We start from the raw sequence: 22,248 nt of genomic DNA on the forward strand, positions 1-22,248 counted from the left end.
CTTGTCGAAGCACCTATCCCGCAGCAGTAACTGTTTACATATTGTGGTAGAGGTGCTTCGACAAGCTCAGCAGGACGTTCACAATAATTATTCAAGTTAAAACATGCTCAACCTCAGTACTTCCGCTGCCCTTTTCGAACGTGCCAAAACCCTTATTCCCGGTGGCGTAAACTCCCCGGTGCGAGCCTTTCGCTCGGTGGGCGGCTCGCCGGTGTTCATGCAAAGCGCCAACGGCGCGTGGCTCACCGACGTCGATGGCAACCGCTACGTGGATTTCATCAACTCCTGGGGCCCGATGATTCTCGGCCACGCCCCGCAGGTGGTGCTCGATGCCGTGCGCGACGCCTTACCCCATTCCCTGAGTTTTGGCGCGCCCACCCACCGCGAGGTGGAAATGGCCGAATTGATTCGGGAAATGGTGCCCAGCATCGAAAAAGTACGGTTGGTGAATTCCGGCACCGAGGCCTGCATGTCGGCCATCCGGGCGGCACGGGGCTACACCGGCCGCTCCAAAATCATCAAGTTTGAAGGCTGCTACCACGGCCACGGCGACGCCTTCCTGATTGCAGCTGGCAGCGGCGCCCTCACCGCCGGCGAGCCCGACTCGGCCGGCGTCACGCAGGGGGTGGCGCAGGACACCCTCACCGCGCCCTACAACGACCTGCCTGCCGTGCAGGCCCTCATCGCCGCCAACCCCGGCCAGGTAGCGGCCCTTATTCTGGAACCCGTGGTGGGCAATATGGGCCTGGTTGCGCCGGCCGAAGGCTTCCTGTCGGCCCTGCGCGACTTGTGCACCAAGCACGGCATCGTTCTGATTTTTGATGAGGTGATGACCGGCTTCCGGCTGGCGCCGGGCGGCGCGCAGCAGCTTTACGGCATCAGGGCCGACATGACCACGCTGGGCAAAATCATTGGGGGCGGCCTGCCCGTCGGCGCCTACGGGGGGCGCGAGGACATCATGAATTGCGTGGCGCCGGCCGGCAAAGTGTACCAGGCTGGCACGCTCTCCGGCAACCCCATGGCCACGGCGGCGGGCATGGCCCAGCTCCGCTACCTACATGAGCACCCCGAACTCTACACGGCCCTCGAAGCCAGCAGCGCCCGCCTGGCCGATGGCACCCGGCAAATCGCCGCCGAGCTGGGCCTGAACTACACCGTGAACCGCGTCGGCTCCATGTTCAGTCTGTTCTTCACCAGCGAGCCCGTTACCAACCTCGACGACGCCAAAAAGTGCGATACCGCTGCCTTCGGCCGCTATTTCCACGCCATGCTCGACCGGGGCATTTACCTTGCGCCCTCCCAGTTCGAGGCGCTGTTCGTGTCCACGGCCATCACCGATGAGCTGGTGGAAATGTACCTGAAAGCCTGCCGCGAATCATTGATTGAAGCCCATCGCGCGAAGTAGCGCGAAATTTAAAATCAAGTTTCGCAAAGGCAGTCAAACGATATGCTGCTGCTCGAAAAATTTTGAAATCAGTACGATGTAGGGGCGGGGCCTGCCCCCGCCCGTCGTTGAACATGATGTTCTGGTTTCGTTCAACGACCGGGCGGGGGCAGGCCCCGCCCCTACATGGTGCACATTCTGAAAGTGCTCTAAAAACAAGCAAAGCACAGCGCCAAAATTCCTTTGTCTCCGCCAAACGTAATTTTTAAACTTCGCGAAACCCTGCGCTTTACCTTTGCTCCATGGTAAAACAGGTTTTTTGGGTTTTTCTGCTGCTTTTCGCGCTGGTAGCCCGCGCCGAAACACCCGCCCAGGCAAACAAGCGCCTCTTCGATAAAACCATCGACGAGTTGAATTTTCGCACCATGGAAACCGTGTACGACAAGTCGTTCACGCGGGGCAAGTTTCCGCTCACCTTGCGCACCGCTGCCGCCCGCCGCACCTTCGACGGTTTTGGGACAAATGCCGCGCTCAAGCAGCTGTTTATGAACTACAACGCTATTGCAGAGCGGTACAAGAACCGCTTTGGCAACGGCTCGCTCACGCTGGCGGAGTTCGAAAAACAGCTTAAATCGGTGCTGCTGGACAAGAACTTCGAGTTCTTCATCCACAACCTGCCGCGCGATGAGCGGGTGGCCCTTATCCGGGCCGAGCAACGCCTCATTCAGCAAGCATCGGCCCAGTTCAACGACTCTGGCGCCGCTGCGGGCCCCACCATTCCCGCTGCCGATACCGAAACCCGACCGGAAGCCCCCATTGCCGCCCCGCTTACCACCCACGACGCCGAACCCGCCGAGCCGGCAGCCGTGACCGACGAGGCCCCGCTTAGCAGCCCTCCTGTGCCCGCGGCCAGTTCCGCGCCCAGCCACGACTGGCTCGATTACCTCACGCTGCTGCTTAGTTTAAGCAGCGTGCTGATGCTGTTCTACCTCATTACCAACGTGCTGCCGGCCCTGAGCCGCCGCGTCAACAACCTCGCCGCCGAACCGGAGCCCGAACCCGAGCCCCGCAGCTTGGCTAGCCGCTTGCGTCCCTCCCGGCCGGCCGGCTTGCGCGAAGACCGGTACGACGACGAGGACGAAGACAACGAGGCCGCCGAACCCTACCGGCACGACGATGACTAAGGCAGCTCCGCTTTTTGTCACCATTCCCAGCCCTTACTCACAAAACACCCCCAGCTTACCCGTTTCATGATTCTTACCGACCAGCAAATTCTCGCGGAAATCGAAAAAGGTACCATCGTTATTGAGCCATACGACCGTAGCTGCCTGGGCACCAATTCGTATGATGTGCACCTGGGCAAGTACCTAGCCACCTACCGCGATGACGTGCTGGACGCCCGTAAGCACAACGAAATCGATACGTTTGAAATCCCGGATGGCGAAGGATTTGTGCTGCAGCCCGGTAAGCTCTACCTCGGCGTGACGGAGGAATACACCGAAACCCACGCCACTGTGCCCTTCCTGGAAGGCAAGAGCAGCGTAGGCCGTTTAGGCATCGATATCCACGCCACCGCCGGCAAGGGCGATGTTGGCTTTTGCAACCATTGGACGCTGGAAATCAGCGTGTCGATGCCCGTGCGGGTGTACCGCAACATGCCCATCGGCCAACTGATTTATTTCACCGTGCAGGGCGACGTTGCTACCCTCTACAACCGCAAGCAAAACGCCAAATACAACGACCGGACCGATAAGCCAGTCGAGTCAATGATGTGGAAAAATCAATGGTAAGATATTCAGTAGGCGCTATTTGCTGCTGCTAAACCGGAACCGCAACGGCCAATTGCCCGTTTAACCGTGTCTCCGGGCTGCAATGCAGCTGGCCCGGTCCTTGCGTACGTGTGTTACCAAAACCCTACGACGATGACTACGAAAACAGCCTTTGCTTCTCTGCTGCTCGCCCTCGTGGCGGGCGCTGCTTCGGCCCAGCAAGCCGTTAACAACACCGTGGCCGTACAGGACAAAACCCAATCGAGCCCACGCCTCAACCCCGTGACCGAGCGGGCTGACCGCCTCAGCAGCAAGATGGTACGCGACTTGCGCCTGAACAACTACCAGGCCGAAAAGCTGCGGGCCATCAATGCCGATAAAGTAGCTAAAATGGCGGCCATTGAACGCAAAAATGCCGGCAACACCAAACTCATTGATGAGCAGTGCAACGGCGTGTGCAAGGAGCGTGACCGGGAATTGCAGGCCGTGCTCAGCAACGACCAGTACAGCAGCTATTTCGGCTCACGCGCCACTTACTATAAGTTCGATAAGGACTATGCTTCGCAGTCAGCCAGCATTTTGTTGACCAACGCGGTGCAGAATCCGGCTCCTGTTCGGGCCAATGACGCCTCCATTGCCCCGGCCAGTACCAAGCCAGCTAACCGGCCCGCTGGCAATCTGGGCCGCAACGCCCGGTAGCCTGTCGCACACCCCGAAGGTTGCGCCTGAAGGTAAAAAGCCCCGCCGGATGAGTCCGGTGGGGCTTTTGAATTGTATTCAGGTTACACCGTGCATCAGTTGCAGCACGTGCTACATGTGTGATACGGGCTACTGGCCTTGTTCCTGCTTGTCGAGGTACTCCGATAATTCTTTGCACAACGCGCGCATCTTCTGGGCCATTTCCTTGTCGTCGGTAGCCGTTACGATGTTCTCGGCCATCGAGCCGATGTTGTCGACCACGAAGCGCTTCATCTCGTCCACGGGCATGTCCTTGGTCCAGAGGTCGATTTTCATGGTACCCACTTGCTCCCGGTCCCAGAGGGCAATGTTGATGGCCTTGGCGAAATGAATGTCCGGCCCCGCATCCGTGGCCGACCAGCTAATGGCTTCTGGTACTTTGTTATCGTCAAGCGCGATGGAGAAGCGAATTTCTGATTTTTTCATGGGTTGTAAGAAGTAAAGCAGAACGTCATGCTGAGCGCAGCCGAAGCATCTCGCGTGCAGCAGTAAACGAATTACTTGCGCGGTAGAGATGCTTCGACTGCGCTCAGCATGACGTTCTGAGTCAGTGCGATAAATAAATTATTAAACGTAGTTGTTCAGCATCACCGGCATCACCAGCATCAGGATGCTTTCGTTGTCGTCGGGGGTGGTGGGCATGAGCAGGCCGGCGCGGTTGGGCGTGCTCAGCTCCAGGGTAATTTCCTCGGAGTCAATGTTCGAGAGCATTTCGAGCAGGAAGCGGGCGTTGAAGCCGATTTCCATGTCCTCCCCGTCGTACTGGCAGGTGAGGGTTTCCTTGGCCTCGTTGCTGAAATCCAAGTCCTCGGCCGAAACCACTAGCTCGGAACCAGCCAGACGCAGGCGCACCTGGTGAGTGGTTTTGTTGGAGTAGATGCTGATGCGGCGCACCGAGTTCAGCAACTCGGAGCGGTTGATGATGAGCTTGTTGGGGTTGCTCACCGGAATCACGTTTTCGTAGTCCGGGTACCGCTCGTCAATCAGGCGGCACACGAGACGCATCTGGTTGAAGGAGAAGAAGGCGTTGCTCTGGTTGAACTCCATCTTCACCGGCGTAGCCTCGGAGGGCAGCGTACCTTTCAGCAGGTTGAATGCCTTGCGCGGGATAATGAGATTGGCGGTTTGGCCGGCGCCCACGTCCTGGCGGCGGTAGCGCAGCAGGCGGTGTCCGTCGGTGGCCACGAAGGTGACCTGGGCATCGGCCAACTGCACCAGAATGCCGGTCATGGCCGGGCGCAGCTCGTCGGTGCTCACCGCGAAGATGGTTTTGTTGATGGCGCGGGCCAGCGACGACGAGGGCATCTCAATCGGGGCCGAGCCCTTCACCACCGGCACGCGGGGGAAGTCGGCGGCATTCTCGCCGGCCAGCTTGTAGCGCCCGTTGGCCGAGCTGATTTCAATGGTATAAGTTTCCTCATCCAGCGTGAAGGTGACGGGCTGGTCGGGCAGGTTTTTGAGGGTGTCGAGCAGGATGCGGGCGGGCGCGGCAATGCGGCCGGTATCGCGGGCCTCTACGGGCAGCTCCGTTATCATGCTCGTCTCCAAATCAGAGGCGGTGATGGTGAGCTTACCAGCCTCAATTTCAAAGAGAAAGTTCTCCAGAATAGGCACCACGGGGTTGTTCGTAACCACGCCGTTGATACTTTGCAGCTGCTTGAGCAGCGCGGAGGAGGATACAATGAATTTCATGGGGCGAGGCTAAGGCTAGGAATAAGGGAGGGCAAAGATAGGAGGTGCGGTTGGGGTTTGGAAGGGCGGCCGGGATTTGTGAACGGCTATTCCGGCAATGCCGTTTCTCTGAAGCTAAGCCGTATATTTAACAGCCCTAACGTAATCTGCTATGACCCGCGAAACCGTAAACCAAGCCATCAGTTCGCTGCCCCAAAACTTTGATTTGGATGCCTTAGTCGAGCGGCTGATTTTTATTGAGAAAGTTGAAGAAGGCTTAGCGCAGCTCGACCGGGGCGAATCCAAAACGCAGGAGGAGGTAGAGCAGTTGGTGAAGTCATGGCGCAAGTAATCTGGGCCAATGCTGCTATCGATGACTTGCAGCGCTTACGGGAGTATTTTGAACCGGCTTCTCCAAGATTCGCAGAGAAGCTGATGGACCAGCTAATCAGCCGCACTCGAATGCTGGCTGATTTTCCGCAAAGCGGCCGCATGGTTCCGGAGTTTGAGAATGCGCAGTTGCGGGAAGTCAGGTCTGGCAATTATCGAATCATTTACCGATTGGAGCAAGCGGATAAAGTCGAAATTGCTCGAATATTTCACAGTGCACAGTTGCTGGAGGAGCTTTAGTTTCTCAACCAACCCCGTATCTGCACCACAATTGCGAGAATCACGAAACTGCCTATTGCCAAAGCTCCTAAAGCGGCAATTGTATTCGCCACAATAACACTACCAGCATTGGAATAACTATTCTCGTACTCTTTAGCGAGGGTTTGTTTTACCCGCACTCGGTTGCGGAAACGCAGCCACAAATACACAAAGCCAATCGGGACCAGTAGCAAATTGGCAAATATCTGCTCAATTATACCAGCAAATAAGTCTTCCATTGGCGTGTGCGTGGTTTTGCGAAAAGTAGACCCAAATTTATCCGACTAGCTCGCAAACCCCGCATAGCGCCGCTTGCGCCGCCACGCCCGCACGGTCCCAAAAATTCCCAGCAGTAGCAGCGGCGCGCCGATATTCAGCAACTGCCAGCGGCGGCGCTGTTCGGCCAGCTTCACTTTGTCGAGAGGACGCAGGGTGATTTGCTTGCCGCGCACGGCGATGAGACCGGTTTCGTCGAGCAGGTAATCGGTGGCGTTGAGCACCAGCTCGCGGTTGGCAAATTCGGTGTTGGCGAGGCGGTCGAAGCCCAGGCGGTAGGGGTTGCCGGTTTTGGGGTCGACTTCGGAGCGGATGAAGTCGCCGTCGGAGATGAGCAGAATTTTGCTGGGTTTGGCGTTGGCGGGCTTTTCGGGCTGGAACTGCAGGGTGCCGGGCCGGGCGCGGTTGGCGAAGAGCGAGGTGAACTGACCTTCGAGCAGATACGCCACCGGCTGGAAGCCTTTCTGGTAGAGTTTGGGATTGGGTTCGAGGCGGGCGTCGTTGAAGTTGATGGGCACCGGCGCGGGCAGCACGCGGGTGTAGCGCGAGGTGCTCATCAGCGGCGTTTTACGGATGCCGGTGGCCTTCACCGTATCGAGGTTGCCCACAAATTTCAGGTACACCGCGTCGAGGTTGCGGGTGATGGGGTGGGGGCTGAACCGGTTGATGAGCGGGTAGAGCTGCCAGGGCATGGGCTCGATTTTCGGCTTGTTGCCGTCGAGGCCGGTCACGAGCGGAATCTGGCCGCTGTTCAGGTCGAGCAGCAGGTTTTGGTTCAGCCGCAGGCCGTACTTAAAGAACAGGTCGTCGAGGTTGAGGTCGTAGGGCGTGGCCAGTGCCACGCCATTGCGGCTCACGCTGTCGAGGTCCACGCGCAGGGCATCGACGAAAAACAGCGCCCGGCCGCCCTGCGTGATGAACTGGTCGAGCTTGAACTTGTCGTCTTCCGAGTAAGGCGTTTTGGGCTGGGCCACCACGATGGCATCGAGCGCGCTCAGGTCCTTCACCTTGCTCAGCGTGACGCGAAACACGTCGTACTGCTGCTGCCAGGTACCGAGGATGTCGCCGGCCTGCACGTTGGTCAGCTCGCCGTGGCCTTCCACCACGCCAATGCGCTTGCGCAGCGCCGGCACCAGCGAACGGATGGTGCTGGCCAGCTCGTATTCCAGCCCCTCAATGCTTTGATTGAGCCGCACGTCGGCCGGGGCGGCCTGGTTGCCGCGCAGCAGCAGCACGTTCTTGTCTTTGCCGCCCACGCTTACCACCGCCCAGGGAAAAATGATTTTCTCAACGCGCTTGCCGTTTTCGGTGGCCCCGAGGTTGGTGGGTTTCAGGCCTTTTTTGAAGAGGGAGGTGTAGAAAGCATTGCGCGCGGCCTCGGTGCTGCCGGCGCTGGGGTCGATGAAAATATAGTTCAGGTTGGCACCGCCGTAGACCTGGAATTCGGTCAGGGTTTCGCGCACGCCCTGCTCTAGGCGGCGGAAAGCGGGCGGGAAATCGCCGGTGAGGTACACGGTGATGGTGACCGGCTGCTTGAGGTCGCGCAGCAGCTTCTTGGTAGCCGGCGACATTGTGTAGCGCTTCTCCTCGGTCAAATCGAGCCGGAAAAAGAAGCGCTGGGCAATGAAGTTGAACAGCAGCAGCCCGCCGATGATGGCGGCAAACGTCAGCAAGTCGCGCTGCTTGCGGGAGGACGGAGCAGCGGCCGGAAGAGTAGTCAGCGTATTTTCCATTACCAGTTCCGGCTGCGTAGGGCGAGGCGCGTGGCTTGCAGCGCCACCGCCACCACGCTGAAGAAATAAACCAAATCCCGCGAGTCAACCAGCCCCTTGCTCAAGTCGCGGTAATGCGCCGCGATGCCCAGCTGGCTCACGTAGTAAGCCGAGCTGCCTTGTAGCACCGAAGCCAGCGAATCGAACCCCGAATACACCAGAAAGCAGCCCACCACGGCCACCAGAAAGGCAATAATCTGGTCGCGGGTGAGGGCCGAGGCCAAGATGCCGATGGCCGCAAACACCGCCGCCAGCAGCGCCAGCCCTAGGTAAGAGCCCACCGTGGCGGCCGAGTCGATGTTGCCCTCGGGGCTGCCGAGTTTATAGACCGAGAAATAATAAAGCAGCGTCGGAACCAGCGCCAGCAAAGCCAGCAGCAGGCAGGCCAGGTATTTGCCGCCAATAATCTGCCCATCCGTGAGCGGGCGCGTCAGCAGCAGCTCGATGGTGCCGGCCTTTTTCTCCTCCGCGAAGGTGCGCATGGTGATGGCCGGAATCAGGAACAGGAATATCCAGGGCGCCAGGTTGAACAGCGTTTGCAGGTCGGCGTAGCCGTAGTCGAGCACGCTGCTATCGGGAAAAACCCAGACGAACAGGCCCGTCGCAATCAGGAAAACCCCCAGCACCACGTAGGCCACGGGGGAGTTCAGGAAGGCGTTAAATTCTTTTCTTAGAATGGTGAGCATTTCTTACCGTTTGTCATCCTGAGCGTAGCGAAGGACCTTATCCCGTTCGCTGGGTTTATAATATCACCTACTGTTCAACTGTCATAAGGTCCTTCGCTGCGCTCAGGATGACAGTCGATTAAATTATTCTACTTCGTCAATTCCCCAAACACCTCCTCCAGGCTCTGGTGCTCCTGTCGCAGCCCCAGCAGAATCCAGCCTTCCTGCCCGGCCAAGCGCGACACGGCGGCCCGCACATCGGTGCCCGGCGCCGTCCGCAGCAAAACAACGCCGCCGGGCGCGACTTCCACATTGCGCACATGGGGGAGCTGGGCCAGCTTGGCGGTGTCCACGGTGCCCTCGAACTCGGCGCGCACCACGGTTTCGCCGGCGGCGCGGGCAGCCAGTTCGGCCACCGGACTATCGGCCACCAGCTTGCCCCGGCTGATGATGAGCACCCGCGAGCACAGGGCCGTGACTTCGGGCAGAATGTGGGTGCTGAAAATGACGGTTTTATCCTCGCCTACCTCGCGGATGAGCTGGCGGATTTCCAGAATCTGGTTGGGGTCGAGGCCGGTGGTGGGCTCGTCGAGGATGAGTACGTCCGGGTCGTGGATGAGGGCCTGGGCCAGGCCTACCCGCTGCCGGTAGCCCTTGCTGAGCGCGCCGATTTGCTTGTTCTGCTCGCGGCTCAGGCCCACGCGGCGCACCAGCTCGGCCACGCGGGTGCGCAGATTTTTACCACTTAGGCCGTGTACCGAGCCGATGAATTCGAGGTACTCGTGCACGTACATGTCCAGATAGAGCGGGTTGTGCTCGGGCAGGTAGCCCACGTGGCGGCGCACTTCCAGACTGTCGGTGAGCACGTCGTAGCCGGCCACGCGCACGGTGCCGGCGGTGGGGGGGAGGTAGCCGGTGGCAATTTTCATGGTGGTGCTCTTGCCCGCGCCATTCGGCCCGAGGAAGCCCACGATTTCGCCCTTGCCCGCCGTAAAGCTGATGTTGTCCACGGCGTTTTGGGTGCCGTAGGTTTTGGTCAGGTGCTCAATTTCTACCATTGGGGGTTAGTTGTCAGAAAGAACAGTCATGCTGAGCGCAGCCGAAGCATCTCGCGTGTGCTAGTAATTCAATCGTTAAAACTTCATTAGTTAGTGAGAGCACGCGAGATGCTTCGGCTGCGCTCAGCATGACTGTTCTTTTTACTTCACCTGCGCCGACCGCAGTTGAATCTCGGAAATCATCGTCGTGTCCGGCGCTTCGATGGCGTGCACAATGGCGGCGGCAATGTCTTCGGGCTGCATCTTGTGCGGGTCGGGCGTGGCGCCCGGTTCTTTGCCGTTGAAGTTGGTTTCCACCGAGCCGGGCATCACGCACGTCACGCGGATGCCGACCGGCCGTACTTCTTTAAACAGCGCATCCGAAAAGCCGCGCACCGCAAACTTGGTGGCGCAGTAGCCGCTCATACCCGCCGTGCCTGCCGTGCCGGCCAGCGAAGCTACATTCACAATATGGCCTTGTTTCTGCTGCTTCATCTGGGGCAACACGGCGCGGGTGCACAGGAAAGTGCCCAGCACGTTGGTATCGAACATCGTTTTCCAGTCCTCGGTTTTGAAGCCGTCGACCTCGCCCATGATGCCGAGGCCGGCGTTGTTCACCAGTACATGAATATCGGGTCCTAACTCGCGTTGCGTGTTGGTGAAGGCTTCGGCGATGGAGTGCTCATCCTGCACGTCGCACTCGAAAAACTGGAACCGGTCGTGCGCCAGGCCCTCGGGCGCGGTACGAGCCCAGCCGGCCACGGCGGCTCCGCGTGCGAGCAGAGCTTCGACGGTGGCGCGGCCAATTCCTTTGCTGGCGCCGGTCACGATGGCAACTTTACCGGTGAGGTCCATTTATCTTTGGGAAAAGTAAGGCTGAATATGGGCGATACAAGTTTGCGGCCGCAAGTTAGCGGCCTGGGAGGGTTTGGGGTACTACGCGCCCTTTGCCGCGGGGCAATGGGCTTGGCGCTGTGCGTAGGCCTCACGACTTGCGGCCCCGGCCACGGCACCGATTGCCTGAAAAGTACGGGCACCATCGTCACCCAGCGCCGCGAGGTTGGTGCCGGCTTGGAAGTTGTTACGGCATTTGATAACGTGGACCTGCACCTGGTACAGGACTCGCAAACCTACGCCGAAGTGCGGGCCGGCGAAAACCTCATCAGCGACATCGTGTTTACTCGCAAAGGCAACGCGCTGGAAATCAGCAATACCAGTACCTGTAACTGGGCCCGTAGCTACGACACGCCCCGCGAGGTAACGCTCCACTTGCCCCGCGTAAAAAACGTGTTTTTGCGCGGCCAGGGCAATGTGAGCACCAGTGGCCAGTTTGTGCAGGATACCATTTTCTTTCACCTCGTCGGGGCCGGCGACTACGCCCTCAATGTGAAAGCGAATATGCTGTTTCTCGATTTGTATGAGTTGGGAGATGTCGTCGTGCAGGGGTCGGCCGAAGAAATGAATTTTAACGTGGGCGGTTCGGGACGGCTTTTTGCGCAGGGTTTCGGCGTGAAGCGCTGCTATTTTAAGATGTTGCACGACAGCGACGGGGACGCCCACGTACATGCCACCCAAGGCGTCGGCGGCACGGTAGCGGGCAATGGCACCTTCTACTACAGCGGCTCTCCCAGCGTCGTTGACCTCACCCTGAAGGGCAACGGCAAGGCGCGGACGGAATAGGGCAGAAGGCGGTTGCGTTATTCACTCGGCTGTCATCCTCAGCAGTAAAAAGGACCTTTTCCCGTTTACCTGTCAAAAACAGCCAATTGCTCGGGCCTGGCAAGGTCCTCCGCAAGCTCAGGATGACCGGCATTCAGTAATTGCCCGCTTACCCCAAATCCCCCAGCTGCGGCCGAATCAGCAGCTCCTCCACCACGGCATGAGGCGATAACGAGTAGGCCCCAAAAACGGCCTCCGCCACATCCCCGGCCTGCACAAAGCGCTCAACCGGCAGCTCTACGCCGGCCCAGCTGGCCGTGAGCGTGGGGCCGGGCAACACGGCCGTTACCCGCACCCCGCTGGCTTTCAGCTCTTCGCGCAGGTTTTTGGTGAAGCCCAGCAGGGCGTGTTTGGCAATGCCGTACGAGCCGCCATTCGAATAAGCCATGATGCTGGCCGTGGAGCAAATGGTGAAAACGTGGCCCCGGCCCCGAGCAATGAGGCCGGGCAGCAGGGGCAAGGTCACGTCATAGGCACTGAGCAGGTTCACGGCCAGCATTTGGCGCAGCTGCGAGCCGTCGGCGGGCTCGTCCTGCAGGCGGCCGGGCACAAAAGCGCCCGCGTTGTTGACCAATACTTCCACCGGGAGGCCCAATGCCAGCACAAAGGCCGCAAAACGGACGCAGTCGGCTTGTTGGCTGAGGTCGGCAGCCAGGGTATGGAGCATCGCGCCGGGAACATCGGCCGCCATCTCGGTTGTGAGGGCGGCCAGGTCGGCGGCCGAGCGGGCACAGGTAGCCACCGGATAGCCGGCTCGAAGAAAGCGCGACACTACGGCGCGGCCAATACCTTTGCTGCCGCCGGTCACGACAATTAATTTTTCGGTTGAATGCACTGTCTTCGTCTGATTTTACGTAAAGTCCCGGGTTGCTCATCAACTCACTGATAACACCACGGCACCTCAAACTTCGGTTGTAATCCTCAACAAACCTTTATGCTAACTATTTTCGGCTCGTTTGTCCTTTTTCTGCGGGGCATGGTCACGCGCACCGAGCGCTTCAGCGTCCTCTGGGCCCGCACCATCGACGAAGCCATCCTCATCGGGGTCGACTCCGTGGTCATCGTCTCCATCGTGTCGGCCTTCATCGGCGCCGTTACCTGCGTCCAGATTGCCTACAACCTCACCAACCCGCTCATTCCGCAGTCCACCATCGGCTACATGGTGCGCGAAATGACCATTCTGGAGCTGGCGCCCACCATCACCAGCATTGTGCTGGCCGGCAAAGTGGGCAGCAGCATTGCGGGCGGCCTGGGCACCATGCGCATCACCGAGCAAATTTCAGCCCTCGAAGTAATGGGCATCAATTCCACGTCCTACCTCGTGTTGCCCCGCATCTTGGCCGCCTTGGTCATGTTTCCAATGCTTGTTATTCTGGCCATGCTGCTGTCCATTCTGGGCGGGTACTTGGCCGGCACGCTCACGGGTGTGATGACGGCCCAGGACTACATCGAAGGCATTCGCACCGATTTTATTCCTTATAACATCGTGTTTGCCCTCATCAAGGCGGTGGTCTTTGCCTTCCTGGTTTCCGGCATTTCGTCGTTCAAAGGCTATTTCACCACCGGGGGCGCCTTGGAAGTTGGAGCCGCCAGCACCGGCGCCGTCACCAACTCCATCATCGCCATCCTCATTGCCGACTTCGCCCTGGCGGCCCTGCTACTGTAAGCTTTTAGCGAACAGTCGCTAGCTGTTTGCTTCTCAACAGTCAAATTGAAAAAGCTAATGGCTATTGGCCGTTAGCCAACAGCTTAAAAACATGATTGAAGTATCCAACATCGAAAAGGCTTTCAACGGTACGCCCGTGCTGAAAGGCATTTCGTGCGTGTTCGAAACCGGCAAGTGCAACCTGCTGCTTGGCGGGTCCGGTACCGGCAAAAGCGTGCTCCTGCAGTGCATTGTGGGCTTGATGAAGCCCGACCTCGGCTCCATCACGTTCGACGGCACGGTGTACACCAACAGCAAGATTGATATTCGGCAGGAAATCCGCCGCAAAATTGGCATGCTGTTTCAGGGTTCGGCCCTGTTCGACTCCATGACCGTGGCCCAGAACGTGGAGTTCCCTTTGCAAATGCTGACGCCCGAAATGTCACCCGAAGAGCGGCGGGAGCGGGTCGAATTCTGCCTCAAGCGCGTCGGCCTCGAGAATGCCGGCAACAAAATGCCCGCCGAAATCTCGGGCGGCATGAAAAAGCGCGTGGGTATTGCCCGCGCCATTGCCCCGCAGTGTACTTACCTGTTTTGCGACGAGCCCAACTCCGGCCTCGACCCCGCCACCAGCATCAAGATTGACGAGCTGATTCACGAAATCACCCACGAGTACGGCATCACCACCGTCATCGTGACGCACGACATGAACTCCGTGATTGAGATTGGCGAGCACATCATTTTCCTGCACCAGGGCAAAAAGCTCTGGGATGGCACCAAAGACGAAATTCTGAACGCCACCGTGCCCGAGCTACGCGACTTCATTTTCAGCAGCAGCCTCGTACGGGCCGCCAAGCGTGTAGACGAAGAAACCGAAGGCGGCATCTCCGCTTTCGCGGAAGAAAGCGAATCCGGCGGCGGCATCTGACTGTAGCTTGGTGCATTGGAGCCGCTGATAAGCAGAACGTCATGCTGAGCCTGTCGAAGCATCTCTACCGCGAGAGTAACTACTTAACCCAAGTTGCGGTAGAGATGCTTCGACAAGCCCAGCATGACGTTCTGGGTTATTCTCATAGACCTAATCTTAATCCTGCTCCAGCAGCAGATTCAAGTGCCCCAGATGGTGCCGCCCGTGCCAGGCATACAGCGCCAGCGTCTGGTCGAGGGTGGAAGTGCGCTGGTTGCCGGGGTGGTAAAACGTGCGCTGCCACTGCTCATTGGTGAGGTGATGCAGCAACGTGACAAACCGCGAATGCAGCGCCTCCAGCAGCGTGAGCGACACGGTAATGGGCGTAGCGGCCACGTCGGGCAATTCGGCCCAGGCGCTTTCCTCGTACGGCTTAATGGTAGGGTTTTCCTCCGTAAGCGCCAGTCGAAAACGCACGTAGGCGTTCATGTGCGAGTCGGCCACGTGGTGGATTACCTGGCGGCCGTTCCAGCCGCCGGGCCGGTAGGGGCGCTCTAGGCCAACGCCGCCTACTGCCTTGGCCGCTGCGGTGAGTTGCGCCGGCAGTTCCGCAATTTGCTGGACGAGCGCCGTGCGTTCAGCGGCGGTTAGGGGACCAATCGGCAGTTGTGGCCGGCCGATGGGGTATTTGAGAGGGTCATTGGCTTCGTTCATGGCAGCAAAGAAAACAAGAAGCGCCGCCCCGAGTTGAGGCAGCGCTTTCAAAAAACATCAATAGCAGAAATGGCAGAGCGGGCCCACAAAAAATCCGTTTCAATCCGCTAAAATCCGTTAAATCTGCGGTCAGCCGTTGCGCTTATTCAGCTCGTCGCGGATTTTGGCAGCCTTCTCGTAGTCTTCTTTTTCGAGGGCCTGGGCCAGCATCTTGGTCAGCTCGTCCAGCGAAACCTGGCCGCTGGGCTCGCGGGGCTCGGGCTGGGGGCGGCTGGCGCGCGGGGCGTCGCTGTCGGTGTCCTCGTCGTCTTCATCGTCGTCGTCTTCCGCCTCGCTTTCGGCTTCGTCGAGGTCCGAGAGGATGATGCCGGCTTCGCTGAGCACGCTCTCCACTGTGTAAATCGGCACCCCGAACCGCAAGCCAATGGCAATGGCATCGGAAGGCCGAGCGTCGATGTCGAACGTGGTGGCGCCGTCCGAGCACACAATGCGCGAGTAAAACACGCCCTCTTTCAAGTCGGAAATAACGACTTCCAGAATCACCACATGAACGTGTTCCGCAAACGACTTGAACAAGTCGTGGGTGAGGGGGCGGTTGGGGCTAATCTTTTCGATTTGAATGGCAATGCTTTGCGCTTCAAACATGCCAATGATAATGGGCAGGCGGCGGTTGCCGCCCTTTTCGCCTAAAATCAGCGCGAAGGAGCCAGACTGCGACTGGCTGGACGAAAGGCCCAGGATTTCAAGCTGGATTTTTTTCAAGGTAATAGGAGCTGGGTGTCTGGGGGGCTTTTGAAAGGAGGGCGGCGGGTCCGACTAGGGCCGGGCAGAAGGATTTGGTGCAAATAAAGAAAAGTCCGGGTATCTGCCACCGAAACTTGCCCTGTAATACGCGAATGCCAAAAAAAGATTGGGAGCCCAAGCAGCGGCATTCTTGCGAAAACCAATTGCTTAGGCCCCCAAATACAGTCACAACAAATTAATTCAGCTCTTTTACGGCAGCGGTCAGCTTCGGCAATACGTCAAATACGTCGCCCACGATGCCATAATCAGCGGCTTTGAAGAAAGGGGCTTCGGGGTCTTTGTTGATAACCACAATCACCTTGCTGCTGTTTACGCCGGCCAGGTGCTGGATGGCGCCCGAAATGCCGCAGGCAATGTACAGGTTGGGCGAAATGGTGATGCCCGTTTGGCCCACGTGTTCGTGGTGAGGACGCCAGTCCACGTCCGAAACCGGCTTGGAGCAGGCCGTGGCCGCGCCCAGCGCCTTGGCCAAATCTTCAATCAGGCCCCAGTTTTCCGGGCCCTTCATGCCCCGACCGCCCGAAACCACACGTTCCGCCTCGGGCAGCAGAATGCCGCCGGCCTGGTCCTGCATCACCACTTGGGTAGGGGCGTCGGCAAAGTCGGCGTCCGATAACTGAGCCGAGAAGCTGGCTACTTCGGCCGTTTTGCCGGCTTCGTGCTTGGCTTCGGTCGAATTCTTTTTCAGGGCAATGATTTTGCGGTCGCCGCTCAGCACCACGTCCGAAAACGCTTTGCCCGAGAACGCGCCGCGCTTCACCACAAACTGGCCGCCGTCGGTGCGGGGCAGTTCCACCACGTTGGTGGCCAGGCTAGCCTTGAGGCGTACCGACAAGCGTGAGCCCACCGCCGCGCCAATGTTGCTGTTGGCCAGTACAATGACTTTGGCCTGTTCCTGCTCCGCTGCCGTGGCAATGAGCTTGGTGTAAGCATTATTAACAAAATCTTTCAGCCGGGGCTCGGCATCGTAGAGCACTTTCGCGATGCCCTGCTCGCCCAGGGTGGCCAGGTTGGCCGCGTTGGCTTCGCCCACGGCAATGGCGGTGGCGGTAGTGCCCAGCTGGGCAGCGACCTGCGCTCCGTAAGACGCAACTTCGAGCGATGACTTTTTAACCTCGCCGTCGGCGCATTCAACTACAACTAATACAGACATCTTTTCTTAATGAAGAATGAGGAATTAAGAATGAAGAATGAGAAATCGAAGGCGGCTCATCACCAATTCTTCTTTCCTCATTCTTCATTCTTCATTAGATAACCTTGGCTTCGTTGCGGAGCAGCTTAATCAGGTCGCCGGCGTTGGCGGCGTCGATGAGCTTTACACCCTGCTTTTTGGGCGGCAACGCGTACTCGGCCACGGTGGTGCGGGCGGGCTCGCCTACGGGCGGCACCACTTTCAGGGGCTTGGTGCGGGCCGTCATGATGCCGCGCATGTTGGGGATGCGGGGCTCGCACATGGGCTGCTGGCACGAGGCCACGAAGGGCGTATTCACGGTCACAATCTCCTTACCGCCCTCAATCTCACGCTCCAGCGTAGCGGTGTTGCCGCTTAGGTCCAGCTTCATGGCCGGAGCCACCGTGGGGATGCCGAGCATTTCGCCCACCATGCCGTGCACCTGAAACCCGTTGTAGTCAATGCTTTCCTTGCCCATCAAAATCACATCATAAGCACCTTCTTTGGCCACGGCAGCAATCTGCTCGGCCACGAAATACGCATCCTGCGGCGCCGCGTTGACGCGAATGGCATCGTCGGCGCCAATGGCCAGGGCTTTGCGGATGTTCGGCTCGGTGTCGGCTTCGCCCACGTTCAGCACCGTGACGCTGCCGCTGCCGGCCGCTTCTTTCAGCTCGATGGCGCGGGTGAGGGCGTATTCATCCCAGGGGTTTATCACGAACTGCACCCCGGCCTTGTTGAACTCCTTGTTATCGGGCGTAAAGGTGATTTTGGTGGTCGTGTCGGGCACGTTGGAAATACAAACCAGAAACTTCATTTAAACGGGGGTTGGGTGGCGGAATCAGGAGAAAAAGGCTGCATGCATAACAACCGGAAGTAGGCTGACAGTTTCCGGCTGCAACTTATGGAATAACCAGATGCGGGAGAAAAGCCGCAATTTTGCCCCAAAGGTAAACAAATCTAGTTCCCTATGAACACTCCGCCCACCCGTTTGCAGCAGTTGCTGGCTTTCTACGCCGACGACCCGACCGACGCCTTCACCATATACGCACTGGCAACCGAATACCGCGCCCAGGAGCCCAAGCGGGCCTGGGAGTATTACCAAAAATTATTGTCCGACCATCCCGATTACGTAGGTACCTATTACCACGCCGGCAAGTTGCTGGAAGAGTTCGGCAAGAAGGACGAAGCTGAAAAGGTATATCGCACCGGTCTGACCGTGGCGCGCAAAGCCGGGCAGCAGCACGCCGCAAGCGAGCTGCTGCAGGCACTCAACAGCTGCCTGGGGCTGGATTATGAAGACGACTAAACGCAGCAGGCAGCTAAACGCGAAGCAGCTGTAGCTACTCCCGGTTCCCATCAGAACGGGTAGTCACAACGGCTGCTTTGCTTTAACCCATCATGCCGTTGCTGCTTCTAGGCATCGGCTCACCAAATGCTGACTCAAAACATCTTGAAATGTTGGGATAAATCAATAATATCACTGCTTATCAAAAAAGCTGTTTTTCAACAGGTAAAAATGTGCTTTCACGGGTTTTTATAGCATGTTGGGATAGAAAAAGTAAATATTAGCCAATAATTTTAATAAAATTTGTTTCTTTTATACTTATTTTACAAAGTCAGGCTGAGAAACCAGCTATGGCAACGGCTTTGAATTACCTACTGCTATGCTGCAACTGCTTAATGCCATTCAGAATGCCTTTTCACAGGAACTGACGATTCATCTGGCTGCCAGACTGGGTGAAGGCGAAGCCGGGATTCGCAAAGCGCTGGGCGGCATCGTGCCATTGGTGTTGTGCGGGCTTATCAATAAAACCGTTTCGGGCGAGGCCGAAGCGGTGTATGACCTGAGCCAGCGGGCTTTTCAGATGGCGAACGGGCCCGTGGGTTCCATCGGCGGGGTATTGGCGATGCTGGGCAATGGTACGGTTTCGGGTGAGGCGTTGCGGCAGGGAGAAAGCTTACTGGCGAGCTTGTTTGGCACCGTGGGCAGCATTGCCGCCGAGCCGGTGAGCCGCTACGCCGGCATTCGGACCGACACGGCCACCACCTTATTGCGCGTGGTAGGGGCTGTGCTGCCGGCCCTGGTGGGCCAGTATGCTTACCGCCAGTCGCTCGACTCGGATAAAATTGCCGCGTTGCTGCTCCGGCTGAAGGCGCCCGTGCGCAACATGCTGCCCCAGGGCTTGCGGGGCCTCACGGGCCTGGTGTGGCTTGGGGGGCTGGGCGCAAGTGCCCCGCGCCCGGCGACGGCCTGCGCTTACTTGCCGGGCCCCGCTGCTTCACAGCCGGCCCGCTCTGCCACTTTCGGTGCGTACTGGGGCCGCATTCTGCTTCTATTGGTGGGAGTAGCCATGCTGGTTTACCTGCTGCTGAGCGGCACGCCTACCGGGCCGGTGTTAACGGCCGGCCATGCCATGCCAAAATCGGGAACAGTAGAGAAGGGAACGCCCAACAATGGAAACGCCTTGTAAGGAAAGCGCATTTTTTCGCAATACCTTGCCAGCGGTTGGCCTAGTAAAAATAGGAGTTCACCGAGGTTAAATGCTCGTTCAAGGCCACAGCGCAGGGTTCATTTTATCCTCATACTTCGACGGTCAACTTTGTATGGAAATCAATGCCCTATATGTCTCGTCTTTCAATTCTGGCCCTTGTTGGCATGTGGTCCCTGTGGGGGCAGCCCGCCACCGCGCAGGCCTCCATCCCTCCGGCTCCTACCGATTCGGTTCGCCTCACACTGCCCGAGGCCGAACAACGCTTCTTTCAGAATAACTTGGCCGTGCTGGCCCAGCAATACAACGTGACCGTGGCGCAGGCGCAGGCCGTGCAGGCCCGCTTGATTGATAACCCAACGTTGTATGTGGAGCAGGATGTGTTGCGTCGGCGCATCGCCCGGCCCACCGTGCCGGAGGGCACCGTGGGCAGCGAGGCAATTGTGACCGTGCAGCAGTTGTTTTCCTTGGCCGGACGGCGCAAGGCCGCCGGACAAGCCGCGCAGCAAGGCGCGGTGGTGGAGCAATACAACCTGCAGGACCTGCTGCGCAACCTGCGCTACCAGCTTCGCACTACGTACTACGACATCTTTTTTAAGCAGCAAACCCTAAAGGCGTACGCCAGCGAAATTGCGTCGCTGACTCGCACCGTGGGCCTCTACCAAACGCAGTTTGAAAAAGGCAACATCGCGCTGAAAGAAGTAATCCGACTGCGGGCTTTTCTTTTCACGCTGCAAAGCGAGCGGCAAAACATCCTCAACGACGTAGCGGCCGACCAAACCGACCTGCACGTGCTGTTGCGCGATGCCACCGGCAGCCAGTTTGTTCCCATCGTGGACGTGACCCGTACCCGCGACCTCAGCCTGACGGGCTATTCGGAGCAGCAACTGGTTGACACGGCCCTGGTGCGGCGCACCGACCTCAATGCCCGGCGCGCCACCCTGCAGCAGCAGAACCTCAACCTGCGCCTCCAGCAAAAGCTGGCCACGCCCGACCTCGCCGTGGGCTATACCTACGACAAGGCCGGCTCTTACATTGAGAACTACAACGCCCTGACGCTGGGCATTGCCGTGCCCATCTTCAACCGCAACCAGGGCAATATTCAGGTTGCCAAGGCCCAGATTGCCAGCAGCAAAATTCTGGTTGACCAGCAGCAACTGGTGGTGCAGAGTGAGGTGCACCAGGCCTACCAGCTGGCGGCCCGCAACGATGAACTGTACCAGAGCATCGACCGCGATACGGCGCCTTTTGCCCGCCTGATGGTGGGCATCGAGCAAAGCTACGCCAAGCGCATTCTCTCGGTGGTGGAATACATCGACTTTTTCGAGTCGTACAAAAACAACTTGGTTCAGCTCAACACCTTGCGCGCCAACCGGGTGCGGGCGTTTGAGCAGTTGAACTTCGCCGTTGGCAAACCGGTGTTCCGCGCCGAACAATAAGTTTCAGCCGAAAAGCCAGCATCTGTTAGCTTTTCGGCTAATCAATCACCCTGTACCTCATCAAAAGCTAACGGCTAAACGCTAATAGCTAACAGCTTAAAATAATGAACCGCACCTTTCTTGCATTGCTTGCCGCCGTCACCTTAGCTAGCTGCTCCAAACCCGAAGTGAAAGAAGAAAAGAAGGAAGGCTTCCGCCTGTCCGATACCATGATGCAGCAGATTGTGCTGGATACGGTGCGTGAGCGCCCCATCCAAGACGAGTTGGTGCTGACCGGCGAGATTCAGGCCGATGGGGACAAGACCGTGCAGGTTTTCCCGCTGGTGGGCGGCGTGGTGGAAAAACTCAACGTGCAGCTCGGCGACAAGGTGACCAAAGGCCAGGTACTAGCCGTCATCAAGTCTGGCGAGATTGCCGACGTGCAGAACCAGACCACCGCGGCCACCTCTGACCTCGACATTGCCCGGAAAAACCTGGCGGTGGCCGAGGATATGTTCAAGGCCGGCCTGAACTCGGAGCGCGACGTGGTGCTGGCCCGCGCCGAGGTGACCAAGGCCCGCGGCACCGTGGGCAAAAACGTGAAGCAGCTGAGCGTCTACGGCATCGGCTCCGATGGCATGTACACGCTGCGGGCTCCCATTTCGGGTTTTATTACCGAGAAAAAGGCCACCGACCACGAGCAGTTTAACGACGACAACGTGGGCAACCTGTTCACGGTGAGTAACCTGGACGATGTCTGGATTATGGCCAACGTGTTTGAGTCGGATATCTCGAAGGTGAAAGTGGGCTACTCGGCCGACGTGACGACGCTTTCTTATCCGGACAAGCATTTCCGGGGCAAGATTGACAAGGTCTTCAACGTGCTCGACCCCGACAGCAAGGTGATGAAGGTGCGCGTGCGGCTCGAAAACCCCGGCTACCTGCTGAAGCCCGAGATGTATGCCCAGGTTCGGGTAGAGAACACCGAAGGCGCCAAGGCGCTGGCCATCCCCGCCAAATCGGTGGTGTTTGACAAGGACCGCAACTTCGTGATGGTGTACAAGGACCGCACCCACGTGGAAACCCGGCCCGTGACCATCAGCAAAACGGTGGGCGACTATAGCTACGTGAGCTCCGGCCTGAAGCCCGGCGACGTGGTGATTGCCAAAGACCAGTTGCTGGTGTACGACGAGCTGAACGACTAGGTCATTTAACAATTAACATTTATCATTTAACATTTTTCAATCAGTCTTTAATAAGGCTGGGTTGGCCGTGCCTTGTGCCTCTGGCCGATGAAAATGCAAATGGTAGAGGTTGATTATGAGTTGTTAAATGATAAATGTTAAACCTTTCGCGAAGTGAAAAACGAAAGTAGTTGGTTAATCTTGCCGCATGAATGTTTCTCTCACCGACACGGA

The 22,248-nt window shown here is 58.3% G+C and carries 25 protein-coding genes; 13 read left to right on the plus strand and 12 right to left on the minus strand.

Annotation, left to right across the window (positions count from 1 at the left end; genetic code table 11):
• Nucleotides 1-103: 103 nt before the first annotated feature.
• The 4 genes from hemL (at nucleotide 104) to JKL48_RS20785 (ending at nucleotide 3,852) form a co-directional block, all read left to right on the plus strand.
• Entirely contained in the window at nucleotides 104-1,405 is a 1,302-nt protein-coding gene (hemL, locus tag JKL48_RS20770) for a glutamate-1-semialdehyde 2,1-aminomutase (RefSeq protein ID WP_201986939.1), read from the plus strand.
• 281 nt (nucleotides 1,406-1,686) lie between these two features.
• A complete protein-coding gene (locus JKL48_RS20775; protein WP_201986941.1) occupies nucleotides 1,687-2,568 on the plus strand; it encodes a hypothetical protein in 882 nt (293 codons plus the stop codon).
• A 66-nt stretch (nucleotides 2,569-2,634) separates the two neighbouring features.
• Nucleotides 2,635-3,174, plus strand: coding sequence for a dCTP deaminase (gene dcd, locus JKL48_RS20780; protein ID WP_201986942.1), 540 nt, complete (start codon nucleotides 2,635-2,637; stop codon nucleotides 3,172-3,174).
• 132 nt (nucleotides 3,175-3,306) lie between these two features.
• Nucleotides 3,307-3,852: a hypothetical protein gene (locus JKL48_RS20785; RefSeq protein ID WP_201986944.1), complete on the plus strand. Its 546-nt coding sequence runs from the start codon at nucleotides 3,307-3,309 to the stop codon at nucleotides 3,850-3,852.
• Nucleotides 3,853-3,981: 129 nt separating this feature from the next.
• On the opposite strand, the gene gldC is transcribed toward JKL48_RS20785, so the two are convergent.
• Nucleotides 3,982-4,317, minus strand: a complete 336-nt coding sequence (gene gldC, locus JKL48_RS20790; protein WP_201986946.1) for a gliding motility protein GldC — start codon at nucleotides 4,315-4,317, stop codon at nucleotides 3,982-3,984.
• A gap of 141 nt (nucleotides 4,318-4,458) precedes the next feature.
• Nucleotides 4,459-5,583: a DNA polymerase III subunit beta gene (dnaN, locus tag JKL48_RS20795; protein ID WP_201986948.1), complete on the minus strand. Its 1,125-nt coding sequence runs from the start codon at nucleotides 5,581-5,583 to the stop codon at nucleotides 4,459-4,461.
• Between the two features lie 151 nt (nucleotides 5,584-5,734).
• Between dnaN and JKL48_RS20800 the strand changes: the two genes are divergently transcribed.
• Entirely contained in the window at nucleotides 5,735-5,914 is a 180-nt protein-coding gene (locus JKL48_RS20800; protein ID WP_201986949.1) for a hypothetical protein, read from the plus strand.
• A complete protein-coding gene (locus JKL48_RS20805; protein ID WP_201986951.1) occupies nucleotides 5,902-6,192 on the plus strand; it encodes a type II toxin-antitoxin system RelE/ParE family toxin in 291 nt (96 codons plus the stop codon). The genes JKL48_RS20800 and JKL48_RS20805 overlap by 13 nt, the downstream gene beginning before the upstream one ends.
• On the opposite strand, the gene JKL48_RS20810 is transcribed toward JKL48_RS20805, so the two are convergent.
• From JKL48_RS20810 to JKL48_RS20830, 5 genes are all read right to left on the minus strand, one after another.
• Nucleotides 6,189-6,449 carry a hypothetical protein gene (locus tag JKL48_RS20810; RefSeq protein WP_201986953.1) on the minus strand — a complete coding sequence of 87 codons (261 nt, stop codon included), beginning with the start codon at nucleotides 6,447-6,449 and terminating at the stop codon, nucleotides 6,189-6,191. The genes JKL48_RS20805 and JKL48_RS20810 overlap by 4 nt on opposite strands.
• Before the next feature lie 45 nt (nucleotides 6,450-6,494).
• The gene (gene gldG, locus JKL48_RS20815; RefSeq protein ID WP_201986955.1) at nucleotides 6,495-8,219 is read right to left on the minus strand and encodes a gliding motility-associated ABC transporter substrate-binding protein GldG; all 1,725 of its coding nucleotides are present in this window, start codon (nucleotides 8,217-8,219) and stop codon (nucleotides 6,495-6,497) included.
• Entirely contained in the window at nucleotides 8,219-8,944 is a 726-nt protein-coding gene (gldF, locus tag JKL48_RS20820; protein ID WP_201986957.1) for a gliding motility-associated ABC transporter permease subunit GldF, read from the minus strand. Before gldF ends, gldG begins: the two co-directional genes overlap by 1 nt.
• A 128-nt stretch (nucleotides 8,945-9,072) precedes the next feature.
• Nucleotides 9,073-9,981, minus strand: a complete 909-nt coding sequence (gene gldA / locus JKL48_RS20825) for a gliding motility-associated ABC transporter ATP-binding subunit GldA (protein WP_201986959.1) — start codon at nucleotides 9,979-9,981, stop codon at nucleotides 9,073-9,075.
• 141 nt (nucleotides 9,982-10,122) lie between these two features.
• Nucleotides 10,123-10,815 (minus strand): SDR family oxidoreductase, encoded by a 693-nt coding sequence (locus JKL48_RS20830; RefSeq protein WP_201986961.1) that lies wholly within the window; start codon nucleotides 10,813-10,815, stop codon nucleotides 10,123-10,125.
• A gap of 111 nt (nucleotides 10,816-10,926) precedes the next feature.
• Between JKL48_RS20830 and JKL48_RS20835 the strand changes: the two genes are divergently transcribed.
• Nucleotides 10,927-11,640 (plus strand): GIN domain-containing protein, encoded by a 714-nt coding sequence (locus tag JKL48_RS20835; RefSeq protein ID WP_201986963.1) that lies wholly within the window; start codon nucleotides 10,927-10,929, stop codon nucleotides 11,638-11,640.
• A 148-nt stretch (nucleotides 11,641-11,788) separates the two neighbouring features.
• On the opposite strand, the gene JKL48_RS20840 is transcribed toward JKL48_RS20835, so the two are convergent.
• The gene (locus JKL48_RS20840) at nucleotides 11,789-12,514 is read right to left on the minus strand and encodes an SDR family oxidoreductase (RefSeq protein WP_201986965.1); all 726 of its coding nucleotides are present in this window, start codon (nucleotides 12,512-12,514) and stop codon (nucleotides 11,789-11,791) included.
• A gap of 99 nt (nucleotides 12,515-12,613) precedes the next feature.
• Here JKL48_RS20840 and JKL48_RS20845 point away from each other — a divergent pair, with 99 nt between their 5' ends.
• Nucleotides 12,614-13,345, plus strand: a complete 732-nt coding sequence (locus tag JKL48_RS20845; protein ID WP_201986967.1) for an MlaE family ABC transporter permease — start codon at nucleotides 12,614-12,616, stop codon at nucleotides 13,343-13,345.
• Between the two features lie 91 nt (nucleotides 13,346-13,436).
• Complete coding sequence (locus tag JKL48_RS20850) at nucleotides 13,437-14,252, plus strand: ABC transporter ATP-binding protein (protein ID WP_201986969.1); 816 nt, start codon at nucleotides 13,437-13,439, stop codon at nucleotides 14,250-14,252.
• A 156-nt stretch (nucleotides 14,253-14,408) separates the two neighbouring features.
• On the opposite strand, the gene JKL48_RS20855 is transcribed toward JKL48_RS20850, so the two are convergent.
• The 4 genes from JKL48_RS20855 to JKL48_RS20870 form a co-directional block, all read right to left on the minus strand.
• Nucleotides 14,409-14,945, minus strand: coding sequence for a YfiT family bacillithiol transferase (locus JKL48_RS20855; protein ID WP_201986970.1), 537 nt, complete (start codon nucleotides 14,943-14,945; stop codon nucleotides 14,409-14,411).
• Nucleotides 14,946-15,074: 129 nt separating this feature from the next.
• Entirely contained in the window at nucleotides 15,075-15,707 is a 633-nt protein-coding gene (locus JKL48_RS20860) for a bifunctional nuclease family protein (RefSeq protein WP_201986972.1), read from the minus strand.
• Nucleotides 15,708-15,924: 217 nt separating this feature from the next.
• Nucleotides 15,925-16,902: an electron transfer flavoprotein subunit alpha/FixB family protein gene (locus tag JKL48_RS20865; RefSeq protein ID WP_201986974.1), complete on the minus strand. Its 978-nt coding sequence runs from the start codon at nucleotides 16,900-16,902 to the stop codon at nucleotides 15,925-15,927.
• A 94-nt stretch (nucleotides 16,903-16,996) separates the two neighbouring features.
• Nucleotides 16,997-17,737 (minus strand): electron transfer flavoprotein subunit beta/FixA family protein, encoded by a 741-nt coding sequence (locus JKL48_RS20870; protein ID WP_201986976.1) that lies wholly within the window; start codon nucleotides 17,735-17,737, stop codon nucleotides 16,997-16,999.
• 153 nt (nucleotides 17,738-17,890) lie between these two features.
• Between JKL48_RS20870 and JKL48_RS20875 the strand changes: the two genes are divergently transcribed.
• From JKL48_RS20875 to JKL48_RS20890, 4 genes are all read left to right on the plus strand, one after another.
• Nucleotides 17,891-18,229 carry a tetratricopeptide repeat protein gene (locus JKL48_RS20875; RefSeq protein ID WP_201986978.1) on the plus strand — a complete coding sequence of 113 codons (339 nt, stop codon included), beginning with the start codon at nucleotides 17,891-17,893 and terminating at the stop codon, nucleotides 18,227-18,229.
• A 358-nt stretch (nucleotides 18,230-18,587) separates the two neighbouring features.
• The gene (locus JKL48_RS20880; protein ID WP_201986980.1) at nucleotides 18,588-19,394 is read left to right on the plus strand and encodes a DUF937 domain-containing protein; all 807 of its coding nucleotides are present in this window, start codon (nucleotides 18,588-18,590) and stop codon (nucleotides 19,392-19,394) included.
• A 152-nt stretch (nucleotides 19,395-19,546) separates the two neighbouring features.
• Nucleotides 19,547-20,851: a TolC family protein gene (locus JKL48_RS20885; protein ID WP_201986983.1), complete on the plus strand. Its 1,305-nt coding sequence runs from the start codon at nucleotides 19,547-19,549 to the stop codon at nucleotides 20,849-20,851.
• A gap of 104 nt (nucleotides 20,852-20,955) precedes the next feature.
• A complete protein-coding gene (locus JKL48_RS20890) occupies nucleotides 20,956-22,035 on the plus strand; it encodes an efflux RND transporter periplasmic adaptor subunit (RefSeq protein ID WP_201986985.1) in 1,080 nt (359 codons plus the stop codon).
• The last annotated feature ends 213 nt before the right edge of the window (nucleotides 22,036-22,248 follow it).

Source organism: Hymenobacter rubidus, from assembly GCF_016734815.1.
Classification (GTDB): domain Bacteria; phylum Bacteroidota; class Bacteroidia; order Cytophagales; family Hymenobacteraceae; genus Hymenobacter; species Hymenobacter rubidus.